The organism is Paenibacillus phytorum (assembly GCF_013141715.1).
Lineage (GTDB): Bacteria > Bacillota > Bacilli > Paenibacillales > NBRC-103111 > Paenibacillus_E > Paenibacillus_E phytorum.
Map to the genome: position 1 here is coordinate 1 of NZ_WHOA01000127.1, position 15,749 is coordinate 15,749.

General features: G+C 44.3%; 19 protein-coding genes. 4 read left to right on the forward strand and 15 right to left on the reverse strand.

The features are described from left to right. Positions 1–48 precede the first annotated feature (48 nt). The 3 genes from GC098_RS19555 to GC098_RS19565 all read right to left on the reverse strand — a co-directional run bounded on the left by GC098_RS19555 (position 49) and on the right by GC098_RS19565 (position 2,108). Positions 49–513: a DMP19 family protein gene (locus GC098_RS19555; protein ID WP_171644941.1), complete on the reverse strand. Its 465-nt coding sequence runs from the start codon at positions 511–513 to the stop codon at positions 49–51. A gap of 160 nt (positions 514–673) precedes the next feature. Then, positions 674–991 carry an Imm32 family immunity protein gene (locus GC098_RS19560; protein WP_171644942.1) on the reverse strand — a complete coding sequence of 106 codons (318 nt, stop codon included), beginning with the start codon at positions 989–991 and terminating at the stop codon, positions 674–676. A 268-nt stretch (positions 992–1,259) separates the two neighbouring features. Then, positions 1,260–2,108 (reverse strand): phytanoyl-CoA dioxygenase family protein, encoded by an 849-nt coding sequence (locus GC098_RS19565; protein ID WP_171644943.1) that lies wholly within the window; start codon positions 2,106–2,108, stop codon positions 1,260–1,262. Between the two features lie 129 nt (positions 2,109–2,237). On the opposite strand from GC098_RS19565, the gene GC098_RS19570 reads away from it, so the two are divergent. Next, a complete protein-coding gene (locus tag GC098_RS19570) occupies positions 2,238–3,137 on the forward strand; it encodes a helix-turn-helix domain-containing protein (protein WP_171644944.1) in 900 nt (299 codons plus the stop codon). A gap of 199 nt (positions 3,138–3,336) precedes the next feature. Here the strand turns inward: GC098_RS19570 and GC098_RS19575 are convergent, their stop codons facing one another. Continuing rightward, positions 3,337–3,795, reverse strand: coding sequence for a DUF4362 domain-containing protein (locus GC098_RS19575; protein ID WP_171644945.1), 459 nt, complete (start codon positions 3,793–3,795; stop codon positions 3,337–3,339). 532 nt (positions 3,796–4,327) lie between these two features. On the opposite strand from GC098_RS19575, the gene GC098_RS19580 reads away from it, so the two are divergent. From GC098_RS19580 to clpP, 3 genes are read left to right on the forward strand one after another with little or no spacing between them, the layout of a single operon-like run. Next, entirely contained in the window at positions 4,328–4,912 is a 585-nt protein-coding gene (locus GC098_RS19580) for an ArsR/SmtB family transcription factor (RefSeq protein ID WP_060649270.1), read from the forward strand. A gap of 13 nt (positions 4,913–4,925) precedes the next feature. After that, complete coding sequence (locus GC098_RS19585) at positions 4,926–5,219, forward strand: hypothetical protein (RefSeq protein WP_171644946.1); 294 nt, start codon at positions 4,926–4,928, stop codon at positions 5,217–5,219. A 32-nt stretch (positions 5,220–5,251) separates the two neighbouring features. After that, the gene (clpP, locus tag GC098_RS19590; protein ID WP_060649272.1) at positions 5,252–5,833 is read left to right on the forward strand and encodes an ATP-dependent Clp endopeptidase proteolytic subunit ClpP; all 582 of its coding nucleotides are present in this window, start codon (positions 5,252–5,254) and stop codon (positions 5,831–5,833) included. A gap of 95 nt (positions 5,834–5,928) precedes the next feature. Here the strand turns inward: clpP and GC098_RS19595 are convergent, their stop codons facing one another. The 11 genes from GC098_RS19595 to GC098_RS19645 form a co-directional block, all read right to left on the reverse strand. Next, positions 5,929–6,753, reverse strand: a complete 825-nt coding sequence (locus GC098_RS19595) for a carbohydrate ABC transporter permease (RefSeq protein WP_171644947.1) — start codon at positions 6,751–6,753, stop codon at positions 5,929–5,931. A 23-nt stretch (positions 6,754–6,776) separates the two neighbouring features. Next, complete coding sequence (locus tag GC098_RS19600; protein ID WP_047684581.1) at positions 6,777–7,652, reverse strand: carbohydrate ABC transporter permease; 876 nt, start codon at positions 7,650–7,652, stop codon at positions 6,777–6,779. Positions 7,653–7,723: 71 nt separating this feature from the next. After that, the gene (locus GC098_RS19605; RefSeq protein WP_171644948.1) at positions 7,724–9,046 is read right to left on the reverse strand and encodes an ABC transporter substrate-binding protein; all 1,323 of its coding nucleotides are present in this window, start codon (positions 9,044–9,046) and stop codon (positions 7,724–7,726) included. Positions 9,047–9,165: 119 nt separating this feature from the next. Further along, positions 9,166–10,626: a response regulator gene (locus GC098_RS19610; RefSeq protein WP_171644949.1), complete on the reverse strand. Its 1,461-nt coding sequence runs from the start codon at positions 10,624–10,626 to the stop codon at positions 9,166–9,168. Then, positions 10,598–12,385, reverse strand: coding sequence for a cache domain-containing sensor histidine kinase (locus GC098_RS19615; RefSeq protein ID WP_171644950.1), 1,788 nt, complete (start codon positions 12,383–12,385; stop codon positions 10,598–10,600). The genes GC098_RS19610 and GC098_RS19615 overlap by 29 nt, the downstream gene beginning before the upstream one ends. Before the next feature lie 111 nt (positions 12,386–12,496). Continuing rightward, the gene (locus tag GC098_RS19620) at positions 12,497–13,684 is read right to left on the reverse strand and encodes a M24 family metallopeptidase (RefSeq protein ID WP_171644951.1); all 1,188 of its coding nucleotides are present in this window, start codon (positions 13,682–13,684) and stop codon (positions 12,497–12,499) included. A 75-nt stretch (positions 13,685–13,759) separates the two neighbouring features. Next, on the reverse strand, positions 13,760–14,242 hold the full coding sequence (locus GC098_RS19625; protein ID WP_171644952.1) for a hypothetical protein: 483 nt from the start codon (positions 14,240–14,242) through the stop codon (positions 13,760–13,762). Between the two features lie 17 nt (positions 14,243–14,259). After that, positions 14,260–14,685 carry a hypothetical protein gene (locus GC098_RS19630; protein ID WP_171644953.1) on the reverse strand — a complete coding sequence of 142 codons (426 nt, stop codon included), beginning with the start codon at positions 14,683–14,685 and terminating at the stop codon, positions 14,260–14,262. Continuing rightward, on the reverse strand, positions 14,682–14,828 hold the full coding sequence (locus GC098_RS19635; RefSeq protein WP_164484208.1) for a hypothetical protein: 147 nt from the start codon (positions 14,826–14,828) through the stop codon (positions 14,682–14,684). Before GC098_RS19635 ends, GC098_RS19630 begins: the two co-directional genes overlap by 4 nt. Before the next feature lie 13 nt (positions 14,829–14,841). Continuing rightward, positions 14,842–14,991 (reverse strand): hypothetical protein, encoded by a 150-nt coding sequence (locus GC098_RS19640; protein ID WP_171644954.1) that lies wholly within the window; start codon positions 14,989–14,991, stop codon positions 14,842–14,844. 15 nt (positions 14,992–15,006) lie between these two features. After that, positions 15,007–15,714, reverse strand: a complete 708-nt coding sequence (locus GC098_RS19645; protein ID WP_171644955.1) for a hypothetical protein — start codon at positions 15,712–15,714, stop codon at positions 15,007–15,009. Positions 15,715–15,749: the final 35 nt, after the last annotated feature.

Below are 15,749 nucleotides of genomic sequence, written 5' to 3' on the forward strand. Positions count from 1 at the left end.
CGCGGCAGCCCTTCACTGTTTAACTATCGTCTCCCGTTAGTTCAATGGTCAATTTTGAATAATTCGTTTTACAACAGTTTCTAATTTCAATTCCAGGTCTTCACTGAGTCCGTTATAGAACTGGTTGTCTAGCGTTTCAAATAATTCAAATATATGATCGTGTTCTCCATCATTCCATGAGTTAATTATTTCATTTCTTTCATCAATATTTTGGGGTGTTTTTCCATTTGGAAATAATGAATTCACTGTTTCTAATTGATCAACTACTTGTGAGGCGTTAATTTTATACAGGTCTTCCACAGTATCTTCCATCGTATCGGCGCCAGAATTGTAATAAAAACTAATAATTCCACCGTCGCTGATACTATCAATAACACCTCTTACGTTGTACCAAATTCTTTCATCAGGGGTCAATTTATCATAGCTCTCCTTTTCAAGTTTTTCAAACAACTTTTGCCAATGCTCTTTCCAATCTTCATATTGTAATAAGACCATTAATGCCCCTCTTTTCAATTAAGTTACATATAATTTCAGCATTCTATCTACCTTCTTTAAGAGTCCTTCCCGCTACTTCAATGAAAGATAGTGGAGCTGCCCTCTCATGTCAAGCTCCTCTACTATCATTCTCCCGTTAGTTTAGTTCCCCACTGTTCCCCCAAATTGCTTCCCTTATTTACTCTTTTAGATAGGAATCAATCGGCCCAAAATCTCCGCAAGAAATTATTAGCTCAGCACTGTTGGGCATTGAGAAAAAGCCCATTGTTTGGGAAACATAACCTTTCTCGCTGGGATCAACGTGTATATGATAGCCGTTTGTAAAATCATTATGAGCCAGTCTTAGTAATTCCTGAGCAAAACCAATTAAACCATTTTTACTTAAAGTGATCATCACTCGATTATTTCTTAAAATTTCAACCTGTCCAACGTTATCTTTGTTTGTAAACTCGGGAGTGTCCTCATCAATATTTAAATTAACCACTACGGAATCCATACTCTTCACCCCTATAAATGAGAATAAGCCATTATCTCATTTTATCACACATGAGCGTTGAACTAATCTGCCCGTTACTTCAACGAGGCTGCCACTTCATGCCGGTAGCCTCGTTCTGGTGATTGTTAAGCTAACTTGTTCTTATTCGTCCACTCTATACCTTTTAACATATGATATATGATATTTATTACACCACCATGAGTTACAAATACTACAAAGTGAGGGACGGCTCGAACATTAGTCGATCATTAAAAAAGACGTGACGGCATTATGCCGTTACGCCTTTTTTGTAAATGACCGGGTACATGTCTCCCTGAACGATATCGCCATCTTTCCCCCCTGAAGCAATGAATTGTTTGGTCGACAAGTATTGGTGTCGCTCATCGTACCGAAAGCGCGTTTCGCCGGTCATTAAGTGAAGCGCCGACGAGCGGCGTACCCGGTCCGAAATGTTAGGCCCGCTTCCGTGTATTGTCAAGCTGTGATGGAAGCTGACTTGACCCGCTTTCATGACGATCGGCATAGTTCGAAACACTTGACCCTCAGGCACGTTCATTCCATTCTTTTGATTGTCTAAATTTTGTTCGTAAAAGTCACTACCATTTAGAAGCCCCCATTGGTTGCTGCCCGGCACCATCATCATGCAGCCATTCTCTTCGTCAACGTCATCGTAAGCCACCCATGCCGTAAGCAGCGTCTCTGGGTTCTGAAAGCACTTCCAATACGTATAGTCCTGATGCCAACCCACGCTTGAAGCGTGTCCTCCGGATTGTTCAGGTTTATGCAGCAGCTGATCGGCCCAGAAACGGATTGTATCCGTCTCCGTCAAAGCAGCGGCAATCTCGCCGATTACCGGATCGTAGGCGAGTGCGCGGATCGTTAAGTCGGCATAGCTCGCCATATCTGTTTTGCGAAGCGTTTTCGGGTGACCTTTTTCGTAGCTCCAGATGGCTTCGGGAGGCGTTCCCGTTTCGAATTCGTTCCGGTAAACTCTCTCCATTCTTTCGCGCAGCCTGGACAGCCTTTCATCGTCGATAATTTTCGGAGATAACCAGTAGCCATTTTCTTTGAAAAATTTAACGTCATCTTGCGTCGGTATTCCATTTGCATTTGGCACTTCAGCTCATCCTCTCGTCGCGAGTTCACTCTCGCTTACAACATTATTATGACTTGATGCGGGACATTCTGTCTTTGTCTGAAAATATTCAATTTATCCGATTGTATGATATTATTATTATAAAGGTTGGTGATTACTTTTAATCCTATATTTGTTTGTCCATTTGTACGATTTGCGATCCGTGTCCCCCTGCTCGAGGGCGATCGGCATGGTCCTCGGATCTGTTATGTCCCCTCCCTGTATCTCATCGAATCCGGCTGTGGCAGCATCATCTACGAAGACCGCCCGAATATACGGTTGCAGCCAGGAACTTTGTTATTTATCCAGCCTGGCGTATCCCACACTTGGGAGGTGGATGTGGATAGTCCACTCACGTTTCGTTGTGTATTCTTCGAATGGTCCTATCGACTGAAGACGGGGGTACGGATTCCAAATGATTTATTGTGTCAAAGTTCCAAGAAATCAGATGACCGTTTGTTGGACGTGCAGCTCGACTATGGGATTCCTTACTCGCTAGTCGTGGATTCGATCAGCGTTTGGAAAGGATTGTTCGAGACGGTAACGTCTGAGTTCGAGGCGGTATCTCCCGATTTATCGGTTCTAGATCATGAGGATTATCCGAATTCGTTAGCCATCACTGGTCATTTCCACCTGCTGCTTCACCAAGTCTACCGGTTGGCTAGGCGTCAATCCGATATCACAGATCCGCGTATCACCAAGCTGATAGCGTCGATGGAACGGCTGGCAGGCGGTGAGTACGAAGACGTCGAAGGTTGGGCGGAGAAGCTTGGATTGAGCCGCAGCCACTTCCATGCGCTTTTCCGGACGCATACCGGCTTTACGCCCAAATGGTATTGGAATCGGTGTCGCATCAACAAAGCCAGGAACGACCTGCTAAGTACTAACGATACGGTAACGGTGATCGCCGAACGTTATGGTTTTTCCTCGGTTCACGCCTTTACCAAATTGTTTCAAAAGATGGAAGGCGTAGCTCCGACGGTCTTCCGCCGTCAATATAGATTGATCTAATGAATACTTTCTTGTTTTGTCTGTACTTCACACCACATGACCTGTTAGTCATGACGCGCGCAGGAGTATTGGCGGAATGGTTTCGGGATACATGGTTCCGTCATTCCCATCCTCGGTTGTAAAGTTAAGATTACTCATTGCAATCTCCTGCTTTTCACGAAGTTAGTCGCTTATAGCAGAACTTGTCATACGTGTCCCGTTAGCGTAACAAAACATCTTCCTTGAGTAGGTTAAAAATTGGTATGCTCTTTTCACCTTCATTGTCACATTGATTAAGTGTATACACATAATGATCTTTTGTCTCATCCATGCTAATCCTCTTGCATGTGTAAACATGTTTTCCATGCTCAGAACTCATTCCATCCCTGGTGTTATCAATGGTCCAGGTGATCTCCCTGCCATTTGATTGCACATCATGAATCCAGTAACCACCGTCGATAATCGGTGGAATGAGCACGAGATAGTCGCCTTTTCCATTTTTATGACGCTGAACCATCTCATTTAAACGGTCTACATCTACCTTATTGAAATGGTGAAGGATAATATCGTTTCTTTCAAGTGCATTTTTGTTGTCAGTCGTTAAATTAATAACTATGATCATTACCAACACCCCGATGATTCCAATAAGCACTCCAATCGTTATCTTTGTTCGTATCATGCATACACCCCGTTTCTACACATATTAGACGTATAAACATTCTATATCGTTGTGTTATTTTTCCTAATAATTCCACAAAAGCATTCCGATGACACCACGCTCTACTGCCCGTTAGCTTAACGCCCGCAGCCAATTTACAACTTTTATAATCATCGGACAACAATCATCCTGTTGTTGCTGGAGGTAGACACCAGCATGCATGGAATCATTGTTGAAAAAAGGAGCTTTGGATAGAATTTGATATCTATCCAAAGCTCCGCTTTTATTTTTGTACTTCAAAACTTTATTGTACTTTGCACTTCAGAACTTTATTGTCTTTCGAAAATTATTTTCAGTTCACTACTGCTTCTCCACTTCAAAACTTTATTGTTTGCTTCAGTACTTTATTGTCTACTTCAAGACATTTTTGTCTACTTCAAAACTTTAATGTCTCCCATCAGCAATTTCACCACCCCGCCCATTGACATTTCATCTCCCACGTAATAAAATATTTTTACGTAACACATACTTTGTATTGGAGGCTATCCACTCCATGCTAAAAGATATTCAAGACAGCTATTACATCGAGTCTCCAGAGCAAGCTACCGTCTTGTTGAACCCTATTCGCGGGGAGATCATTGCTCAATTGCTGGAACCTGGCTCAGCTGCTGAAGTGGCTCGAACACTCGGGGAAACGGCCCAACGCATTAACTATCACCTCAAAGCTTTGGAAAAAGCTGGCTTGGTTCAACGCGTTGGTACTCGTCAGGTGCGCAATCTGGTCGAAGTCTTATACAGAGCGATAGCCAAAACATTCGTGCTGGCCGAATCGTTAAGTATGAAGCCTGAAACCTTGCAGAGGTTGAAGGACCAGAGTTCTTTGGCTCACCTTGTGACCACATCCGAGCGGATTCGTAGAGATGCGATGCTGCTTATGGAGCAATCCGACGTGGGCGAAGTAATTCCAAGTGCAACGCTACAGCTGCAGGTCCATCTATCTGATGAACAGCAAAGGCAAACATTCGTTGAGGAGTACGCTGCCATGGTGCAGCAATTGGTGGATCGATACTCGGGCTGCAAAGACGGAAATGATGCCTATCAAGTCTTGTTAGCCGTATATCCCAAACCGAAAGAATGAGGAGGCAAACGCCATGAATCATGAACAACAAACAAGTAAACCGCAGAATGACGCAGTACCTGCAACACCTGTTATTGCTTGGGAGCAAGCCGTTGATCGTACTCCTGAAACCTCAGGAAGCAACGTGATCTCGATCGACTCTTATCGTCGTCAAGGCACCTCGCCTAATGAATCAGAAGCTACCTTCACCGTTCGTGAATTTCAAACCACCCATGGCGAAGAACCGATCCGTTTAATCATGGTATCCTCTGGTTTTGGTCAAAAACGTACTGTCCACAGTCATACCGTCCAAAGCAAAGCTTCTTAAATATAATACTTAAAAATGAAAGGATGATTCCTATGAGTTTCATACCTATGGTTGTCGAACAATCTTCGCGCGGTGAGCGCTCTTACGACATTTATTCCAGACTGCTCAAAGATCGTATTGTGTTCCTTGGCACGGAGGTTAACGATCAAGTAGCAAATGCAATTGTTGCACAGTTATTGTTCCTTTCCGCTGAAGATCCGGAGAAAGATATTTCTCTCTACATCAACTCACCCGGCGGCTCCACTTCTGCAGGACTCGCGATTTACGATACGATGCATTTCATTAAACCTGACGTTTCCACCATTTGCGTAGGTATGGCCGCATCTATGGGAGCTATTCTCTTAACAGCCGGTGCACCTGGCAAAAGGTTCGCTCTCCCTAATGCCGAGGTCATGATTCACCAGCCGTGGGGAGGCGCTCAAGGTCAAGCCAGCGACATTCATATTCGTGCCCAGCACATTCTCAAAACGCGGCGAACACTCAATCGAATTCTTGCCGAAACAACTAAGCAGCCGATCGAGAAGATTGAATTAGACACTGACCGTGATTACTTCCTAACCGCTGAAGATGCGAAAACGTATGGATTGATCGACAAGGTAATTGAAAAAATCTAATCTTTCATCCTATTAATCAAGATTGAAAAACCCTAGCCACTGGCTAGGGTTTTTCAATTGAGCCCCTTAAGGGAATGTACGTCTCCTATCAACGCTTAACCTTTTACCGCGGAACCCGTAATTCCTTGTATGATATATTTTTGTCCGATAAGAAATACAAGCAGCATGGGAACAATGCCAGCAGATGTAGCCGCCATCATCCCGTTATAGTCAATATTGAATTCTAGTATGAAATTCTGCATGCCCAGCGGGACAGTATACAGATCACGGTCAAGTAGGAAAACGAGGGCATTCTCATAGTCATTCCAGTGCCAGGAGAAATCAATAATCGCTAAGGTAGCTAATGCCGGTTTGGCCAGAGGCAGCATGAGCTGAAAGAAAATGCGGAAGTGACCAGCCCCGTCCACAAAAGCAGATTCAGTAATCTCCTGCGGGATCGACATAAAAAATTGTCTCATCAGAAATACCCCGAAAATGGTAAACAAGCCAGGAAGAATAAGTGCCCAATGCGTATTATAAATCCCTATTTTATCAAACAAAATAAATTTGGGAACAAATAACACTTGCGGTGGAACCATCATCATCGACAAGTAGAACATGAAGAGCAGGTTTCTTCCCTTAAACTCAATTCGCGAAAATCCATAAGCCGCTAAGGAGGATAAGAATGTAGCTCCAACCATGCAAATCAGAGCTATTTTCAACGAATTCATATAATAAATAAGAAAGCTTTCCTTGCCTGTCCATACTTTAAGATGATGTTCAAACGTCACCTTTTGGGGTATCCATTGAATTGGGTACTGGAACACTTCATTGGGTGTTTTAAAAGATGTGCTTATCATCCAAAGAAACGGCAAAATCATAAAAAGACCCAGTACCAGCATGGCAATCGTATATAGTAATTTTGTCGATTTTATCTCCATATTGTCTCAACTCCGGTTTTTACTTAATAGTGAACCCATCGCTTCTGACCGACCCATTGAATCATCGTGATCAAGAAGATGATAGCGAATAAGACCCATGAGATGGCTGAAGCATAGCCCATTTCGTAGTAACGAAACGCATTGTGATAAATAAATAAAGATAAAATCGTTGTACTGCCGCCAGGTCCGCCTTGCGTAACAGCTTCAATCATGCCAAACGTTTTCATCGACGTAATTAAGCCCGTAATCATTAATAAGAACGTGGAGGGACTAACTAGCGGAAAGATGATTTTCCAAACCGTCGTCCATGAGCTAGCTCCATCGATTTTCGCGGCTTCCAGTTGTTCTTGCGGTATTTCTTGAAAGGCTGCCAAATAAATGATCATATTATAGCCAAGTAGAAACCAGATCCAAATAATGTCTATGGCGTACATCGAAGAGGTCGTCGTAGACATCCATCCTGGCGGATTATCAATGCCAATGGAACGAAGAAAGCTGTTAATAGGTCCCTGCGACGGCTGAAACAAAAGCATCCATACAAAAGCAACAGCTACACCGCTCGTAATGTAAGGCATGAAAAACATAGCCCGTAGCAGACTCTTTACATACACACTGCGATTCAATACAAGGGCTACAAGAAAGGCCAATCCGATTGAAACAGGGACAGCAGCAAGAAATAAGGCTGTTTTCTTCAGCGAAACATAGAATACAGGGTCATGGAATAATCTATTGAAATTATCGAGGCCGATCCATTCGATATCCGGCGATGTGTATTTATAATTCGTAAACATAATCCCCAGCGAAAATATGGCAGGGATGACAAAGAATAAGATGACGCCTAGCATATTAGGTAAAATGAACAAGTACCCTAATCTACGTTGTTTCTTTGCCCAGTTCATTCCATAAACACTCCTTTTTTGAACAAAAAAGGGAGGTGCCTCTTTCTTGATGCATCCCCCCATCTTCCTTGCTATTTCTTGTTTTTGGATAAGTAGTCATTATGGCGCTTGACCGAATTCTTAAGGGTGTCATCTAAGGATTGTGCCTTCAGGAAATACTTTTCATATTCTTCTCTTCGCGCATCGACAACCTGTTGCGGAAGCGTTACTGTATACGTAGGGAATTTGCCGAATACAACCTTTTTGAGCGAATCTACATCATATGTTTTTTCATTGTCTCCAAGGAGCAGTTTAATTGCTTCTTCCACATTCGCATCCTTAGAAGAAGGAATGCGACCACCGGTAGCAAGCGGCATCATTCCGCCATCTGCATACCATTTCAAAAACTTCCAAGCTTGCTCTTTATTCTTCGAGTTTGGATTAATGGAAATAACGTCGCCAAGTCCTCCCGGATATTTAAATGATGACTGTTCTTTCGTCACTTTAGGAACCGTGGCAAAAGCAATCTTGAAGTTGCGAGGGAAATCTTTCATGTTATTTGAACTGCGGAATATAAACTCGCCCGCGCCCAGCATGGCTGTTTCGCCTTTTAAAAACATCGAATCGGTCGGCATTTTACTCGTCATTTGTTCGCCTAGAAGAGGCATTGATTTATCATTATGCATCATGTCGAACATAACTTCGTATGCCTTACGAACAGTCGGTTCGTCGAGGTTGGATGTCCCATCCGCTTTCGTGAATCCCGCTCCCGCACTTGCTCCATCAAAGAAGTTGGTGTATCCAGAAATATGTTCTGTAAAGCCCCAACGTGTGCCTTTTTTAAGCTTCGTCGCATATTGCTGCAAATCGGCCATCGTCCAATCTAACGCAGGAACGGCCAGCCCCGCTTCATCGAGTGCATTTTTGTTCAACCAAACGAAAGATACATTCTTTTTAGTGGGAAGACCGTAATACTTATCTTTTACTTTCCAGTCCTTTGCATCAGTGCCCATTTTATCGTCAATATTGTAGTCTTTAAATTCACTAAGATCGAGTGCTGTTCCAGCATCAACACGTTTCGATAAACCCGATAAGGTATAGTTGACATATAAATCAATACCTTGATTTGTCGTAAGAGCCGTATCAAGCTTCAGATTACCGGCATCATCATTGACAAAACGCTCATATTTCACCTGAATATCAGGGTTCTTTGCGTTCCAATTATCAACAACCAACTGCGGACCTGCTTCGGCTGGTACGCCACCCCACATCGTAAGCGTGACTGTTTTCTTAGCTTCTGAAGAAGCAGCAGGACTGTTCTTAGCGGCATTCTCACCCGATGAACCGCAGCCTGCTGTAACTCCCAACACGATAGCCGCAGAGAGTAGACTAAGCGTTGTTTTCTTCATATTCATAACTTTGACCCTCCTGTATTTCATATCCTTACTGGTTACAAATCAACTATATCACCAGCTTTTTAGGGTTCGAAGGAACAATGTATTGTTCTTTTAGCACAAAAGTTTGATTTGATTCTTCATAACTTCGCATTTTGTTGTCTGAAAATACTTGGCGGCATGCCGACTTCTCTCCGAAATATGCGAGCGAAGTAATTCTCATTGGCAAAACCAACATTTGCCCCGATTTGAGCAACTGGTTGATCCGTGTGCAGCAGCAGGTGACAAGCCTTTTCAATGCGAAGCCCCATGATATATTCTGTTATGGTTTTACCGGTTTTTTTCTTAAAAAGGACACTCAAATATTTATCATCCATCGTTGCAATACCTGCAAGCAGCGACAACGGCATCTCTTCTTCAAAATGTTGATTCATATAGGCAATGACTTTATTTATTTCAGCATGATCCGTAACCTCATAGTTTGTTGCCTTCCAATGTACCATGTACATATCGATTTTCTGTTTAAAAAGGATCCCTGCCTCCCTATGAGAAAGAGCCTCTACAAAGGCATTTGGCGAGTCAATTGTCGTGAATGTGAGCTCTGCAAACTTGCGATCCAAACGCAGCATTATTTCTTTTACACGAAGTAAAGACAGTTCAACGCCCCTCATCCACGCCCAGATTTCCTGCCATGAAAGATCGAGTAACCCCTGGTTCATTTGCTCAAAAGCTTGGATTAAGTTTTTCTCAAGCGACCAAGGCAGATTGGTATACGCATGAGCCTTTACGGTTTTGGGCTGGTGGAAAAAAATGCCCGCTCTACCTGCATACCATAGTTCAGTCAATCGAGAAACCATGGTTTTCCAAACCGTGTGAATATCCTCATCAGACAACCGCTCTGAGATTAAAACAACGAAATCGTAACGCTGCTCGGAGTCCCTTATTCTAATCTTTGTTTCCTCTGGAACAGCGCATAGGACCGTGGTCAGCCCCATCTTGGTAAAAAGATGCATCCTTGCATTCATTTCCGTATCGAATAAAGGCAGTTGCAGCAAATCTTGCTTATCGAAAATGGTTTGTCCATGCAAAACAAGGATAAGTAGATTGGGGTTAAAAGAATCCCGAATAAAAGCCGGGCTTTCAATCGTCCGTACCTGATCGTTAGGTTCGTTATATAAAATCTCACAGTAATCGTCTATTTCTTGAGAAATAAGACGCAAGTTTCTTTCTAACTCCCGTTTTACCTTTGTCAGCGCTTCAGTCATTTTCTCCGGAGTCAAATAAAGCTTAAGCACATAACCCGATGCCCCTAGCTCCATCGCTTGTTGGATAAACTCAAACTCATTCATGACAGTGAGCATGACGAAGGCTGTTCCTAAATTCTCCCGGCGAACCTGCGCAAGAAGCTCTACACCATTCATGACAGGCATCATAATATCGCAAATAACCAAATCCGGCTGTTTATTCCTGATGAATTCCATGGCTTCTTGGCCATTTCCGCATTCCTCTATCACCTTGAAGCCATTTTCCTCCCAAGGCATTCCCTTTCGGATACTTCGTCTCACGAAGGCTTCATCTTCTACCAAGAGAACTGTCCACATGTAAGCTTTCTCCTTTCGAATAGGGTGGAGACAACAAGAACGGAATGCGAATGCGAACTAATGTCCCAATTGGGATGGATTCTATCGACAAAGTTCCTTCTTTTCGAAACAGGAGTACTAGTCTCTCTTCGAGATTTTTCAAGGCAATGCCATTTCCAGTACTGGAGGTTGACCCTGCATTACCTACTCCAACGCCGTTATCCTCTACTTCGATAACAAGCTTATTTTCTTGTTTTTGAACTCTAATTTGGATACTGCCTGCCCTCTCGATCTTAGCAAACCCATGATAAATACTATTCTCAATTAGCGGCTGCAAGCTCAATTTAGGAATAAGCGCATGGCGAAGCTCTGGGTCAAATGTGATATGCACATCGAATTCGCGGTCATAGCGAAGCTGCTGAATACGAATGTATCTTTGGGCAAGTTCAATCTCATGCTCTAGATGAATTAAATCCACATCCAATCGCATTCCTGCTTCCAATAACTTGCCGAGCGATTCGCATACTTCAGGAATTTGATGATTACCAAGTTCAATGGCAAGCCATTTCACCGTATTTAACGTGTTTAACAGAAAGTGCGGGTTCATCTGTGACAAAAGCATTTGGAACCGCATAGCCTCCTTGTGGCGTTCTTCCTCTTTTAACCGATTAAGAAGACTCTCCACATCTCTGACCATCTTATTAAAAGCCTGAATAAAGGTTAGAATTTCACCTTTATAGCTTTCCTCAGGCAATTGAATCTTCAGATTCCGCTTCACGACATCGGACATTTTTTTCTGCAAAAGCTGCAGGGGTCTAGTGATCGTGGTCGAGATCAGAAAGGTCATGACAATAAAGAGGACGGCAATAATCACTGTTGTCAAAAAGTAGGATTGCTGCAGCTGATTCACTTTGTGAAACAGAAATTTGGTTGGGATGCTCTTGACTAGATACCAATTCAAGCTCGGAATTTTAGAATAACTAATGATGTGATCATTCTCTACCTTACTTCCAGTCGGCTCCCAACCTAACGTATTCATTGGGTTTGGCAGCGCAAGAGCATTGGATGTGTTGCTGCGCCCATAGATTTCTCCTTCTGCGGAAGCCAATACATACAATTCATCATTCATCGGGCTTGGAATAGCGCTTCGAAGCCAACTTTGATAGTCAACGCCGATTCTTACAACAGCATATACCCGATTATTTTCATCTCGTAATCCTTTATACATGGTTAATAAGGAGGGTTGGATACCAAAAGCTGAGGTTAGCCCGCCTTCTTCTAGCTGCCATTTGGAGAGGGACTTTCCAAGGAAAGCATCCTGTATCACTGGCATTGCCGAAAGAGCAGCGTGGCTTAATATATGAGTAGGTCCATAGGATGTGTAAACATGATCTTCCTCATCGAGAACCGTATAGTAGACGTAGGAATTGGCAATAAACACACTATTATTAATAGCATTAAACTTCTCTTCAATTTTCTGTCTTTGTTGGAAAGAGGCATAAGATCCACCCGCTTCTGGATTTTTCAAAATCGCAGTTACAAAAGAATCCTGTTCAATCAGGGTAAAGGTCTTCTCTGAAACACTTAATAAACTGCCAAGAGAGGATGTAATCGTTGTCATTTGTTCGAGATTTTGGCTGCTAACTTGTTCTCTCATTAACGTCTCAAACTTTTGAACGTGCGTCATATTTAAGATAATGATGGGCAGCAGAATAACAAGTAGGAAAGCTAAGAACAGCTTGTACTTTAACGTTTGTGGTATGAAATGTCTCAATTTCATTGTCCATTGTCCCCTTATGATGTTTATATGGGTCAAGTATACTTGCTTGTTCATTAAAAACAAAGAGACTGGCATGATTTTCCGCCAGTCTCTTTGTTTATGGAAAAATCGTTATACTCGGAGAATACCTTCCCTCGAAATGGTCAGCTTTTCATAACCATTTTCGGTAATCAAATACGTATCCTCAATACCAACCACCCCGCGACCAGGGAAGGTGAATTTGGGTTCGATCGCGATGACCATGCCGGGCGCCAGCGGGTATTTGAAGCCTTTGGCGAGAACAGGCAGTTCGTCGATTTCGAGCCCAATGCCATGACCAAGGAATTTCACTTGGTCGGCGCCGTACCCCATGAAGTGGGCGCTTAGCCCCGCTTCCTGCACTTGATCCAGCGCGAGCAGATACAGATGCTCGGCGATAACGCCAGGCTGCAGCCTGGCTTCCGTGGCGCGAAGCACCTGCTCCGCCACGTCATAGGCCCGCTGCAGCTCAGGGTCTAGATCGCCGATCACGAGCGTGCGCGTCTGATCGATGAGATAGCCGTCGATCGAGCAGCCGATATCGACGAGAATCGGTTCGCCGCGCCCAATCAGCGCGCGGCCCGAGCTTTGCGGGCTGGACGGGTGGAGCCCCGTGCCCCCGGCCGGCCCGTCAAAATAGGTGGGCACCGCTGCCGCCGCGCCTGCCGCTACCATTCCGGTTATCAACTCGGAATTGTACGCGCGCATGCGCATCAGCCCTTGGTGCCCGCGCAGCCGGAGCTGATGCTCAATGAGCGCCATCAGCTCAAACTCCGCCATCCCCTCACGAATGTGGGGGATGACCGCTTCCAGCGCTGCGTCGACGACGCGCGCAGCCGCTCGAATCGCCGTGACTTCGTCCGGCGATTTGATCATCCGCTGCTCGCGCACGAGCAGCGAGCCGTCCTCCCAGGCCGCGCCGGGCAGCGCGGCCTGCAGCCTTAAATACAGCTGGACGGGTAACACGTCCAGCTCAGTCGCGATCCGCAGCGGCGAAGCCGCGGATCCACATCCACCCGCGCAGCGCGCGCGAAGACGCTCGCCCAGCGTCTTCAAAGACCCCAGCGCTTCCACGGCCGCTGACGCTTCCTCCTCCGCTCGGACCAAACTTCGGCGTACGAGGTATAGCGCGTCTCCCTCCGCCGGAATAAACAAATACCCCGTCTGCATCGATCCGCAGTAGTAATATATATCGACGTTGTTCGTGACCAAGAAGCCGGACCAACCCCGCTGGATCATCTCACGCTGCAGCGCCTGCTGCCGTTGCTGGAAAATAGTCATATGTATCTCTCCTTATAACCCTGATTCACACCTCACCCTCTCATTATACAATGAAATAACCTCTATCGATGCAAATCAAAATACCATCTCCGCCGAAGACTTAATCGTCCAAGTTATCGGCTGCAAAACCGTATAAGTCCTTGGAAACTCCAAGCGAATAAACATAATCACACCAGGCCGATCCAGAGTAACAGAGTAACCATTTCCCGCATCCACATACGTATAAGGAAATACCTCATTATCATTAATAATCTTAAATAATTCCACGACAACCCTGCTGCGCAAAAACGTATTCGGCAGCGGATCATTCGCCGTATTTAATCTTAAATTAGCTTGCAAATATTGCATAGCCACATCTCTAGCCTTCGTCTCATCAATACTGTGAATACCGCTTGCCAGCTTTACTTGATCACTTTGCTGAGCCGCCGCATGCACCGAGTTATTCAATGCATGCTTCCCGTGAAAGAGCGTATGCATCGCCAATTCTTCATCCGTTTGCAGCCCATATAGCGACATAAAGACGACGCTCATCAAGACGATTAAAAGCAGTTTATACAAGACATCACCTCGGGCCCTTAAGGCACATACTCACTCATCTTCATGCCTGTTGCCCCCATACGATCCGATCCGGAAGGGACCGTAATTCCGACAAGCTGATCAATGACAAAAAGTCGATGATACGGATACGTCATTTTCAAACTCAATCCCGTTCCTCGCCAAACGGGCATTCCTGGATCCATTCCTCCGACCCCCGTAGTCGTATTTACCGAGTAAACGAGATCTCCCGGAATGAAGCCTCTTTCCGCCATCCGATCCTTTGATTCCTGAATCATGGTGCTATTAATATAACCGTGCCTGCCATTAGCACCGATTTCAAGCAAATAATCGACTTCTTTTTGCAAAACAGCCTGCCGAACAATAATGACATGCTTATACACCGGCGCAAACATAAACCAACAAAGCATCGTCGCAAAAAGGATAAACACCAAAATCTGCTTCATGGGTTAATCCGCTCAATCGTCCCATTGATCCTTGCTCCGCTGTTGCTTACTTGCTTCCGAGTACCTGTGCTTCCACCAACCACACTGTTATATATAACAATCACCACCATAATCAACATCACCGTAACGAGGATCGATCTCACAACAAATCTTCCATCACGGCCTTAATGCCGTAATATCCGTATTTGCCTGCGTTCCGTGCGTCGAAATATTCCGCCTCATCCCTGTCGACCCATCATTAATAATCGATGTAAAAAGAAATGCCACAACAATTAGCATCATAACTGTGATCAATATATTCCTCATAACTTCCCTCTTTCCTTAGTTAATTGCATTAAATAATCGTTGGCCTTCAGCAATCCACGGGTACATGAATACCCGAAATGTGTTCAAAATCGGCAGTCCTGCTAATACAAACAAAAGATAAGACACGGTTTCTTTTTTACTGTCTCGAACCAGTTCCATTTTTTCTTTATAGTCCTGGATTCTTTGCTTCAACAACTCGTAGTAGCTGCCATGTTCATTCAACCTCAAAGCGTTAAGCGTTTCCCCAAAGCTATGTGCTTCGTCTGTCCCTAGTCTGATTTTAAAATGGTTAATAGCCTGTTCCGAGCCTTGATACCATTCATTCAACATTAACTGAAAGTGTGGTCGGATAGAGCGCGTTTGTGAAACACATAAAGATAGCTTGGCATGTAAATTCAGCCCAGAATCGTTGTAATAGAGGAGATGATGACTAATCACGTAAATCTCACGGACTATTCGATGCGCTCGCTTTTCCTTTAATTGAGCCAGCACCTTTTTGTCAAAAAACAAAAAAACGAGTACGCAAGTAGTCCCAACCATGACATAAATCGGCTGTATATACAAAGTTAGCATCGGCTGCTGCAGAGCTAAATAAGCTACGACACCGAGCAAAAGTGCGCCACCCATCCCTATCCTTCTCACACCTTCATACAGGTTAGCATTCATCCAAATACCGCACCCCAGCAGCAGTTGACGCTTTTCCTCCACGATTTTCGTACTCATACCTAAGCATGAGAACAGCCATGAAGGAAGTTTTG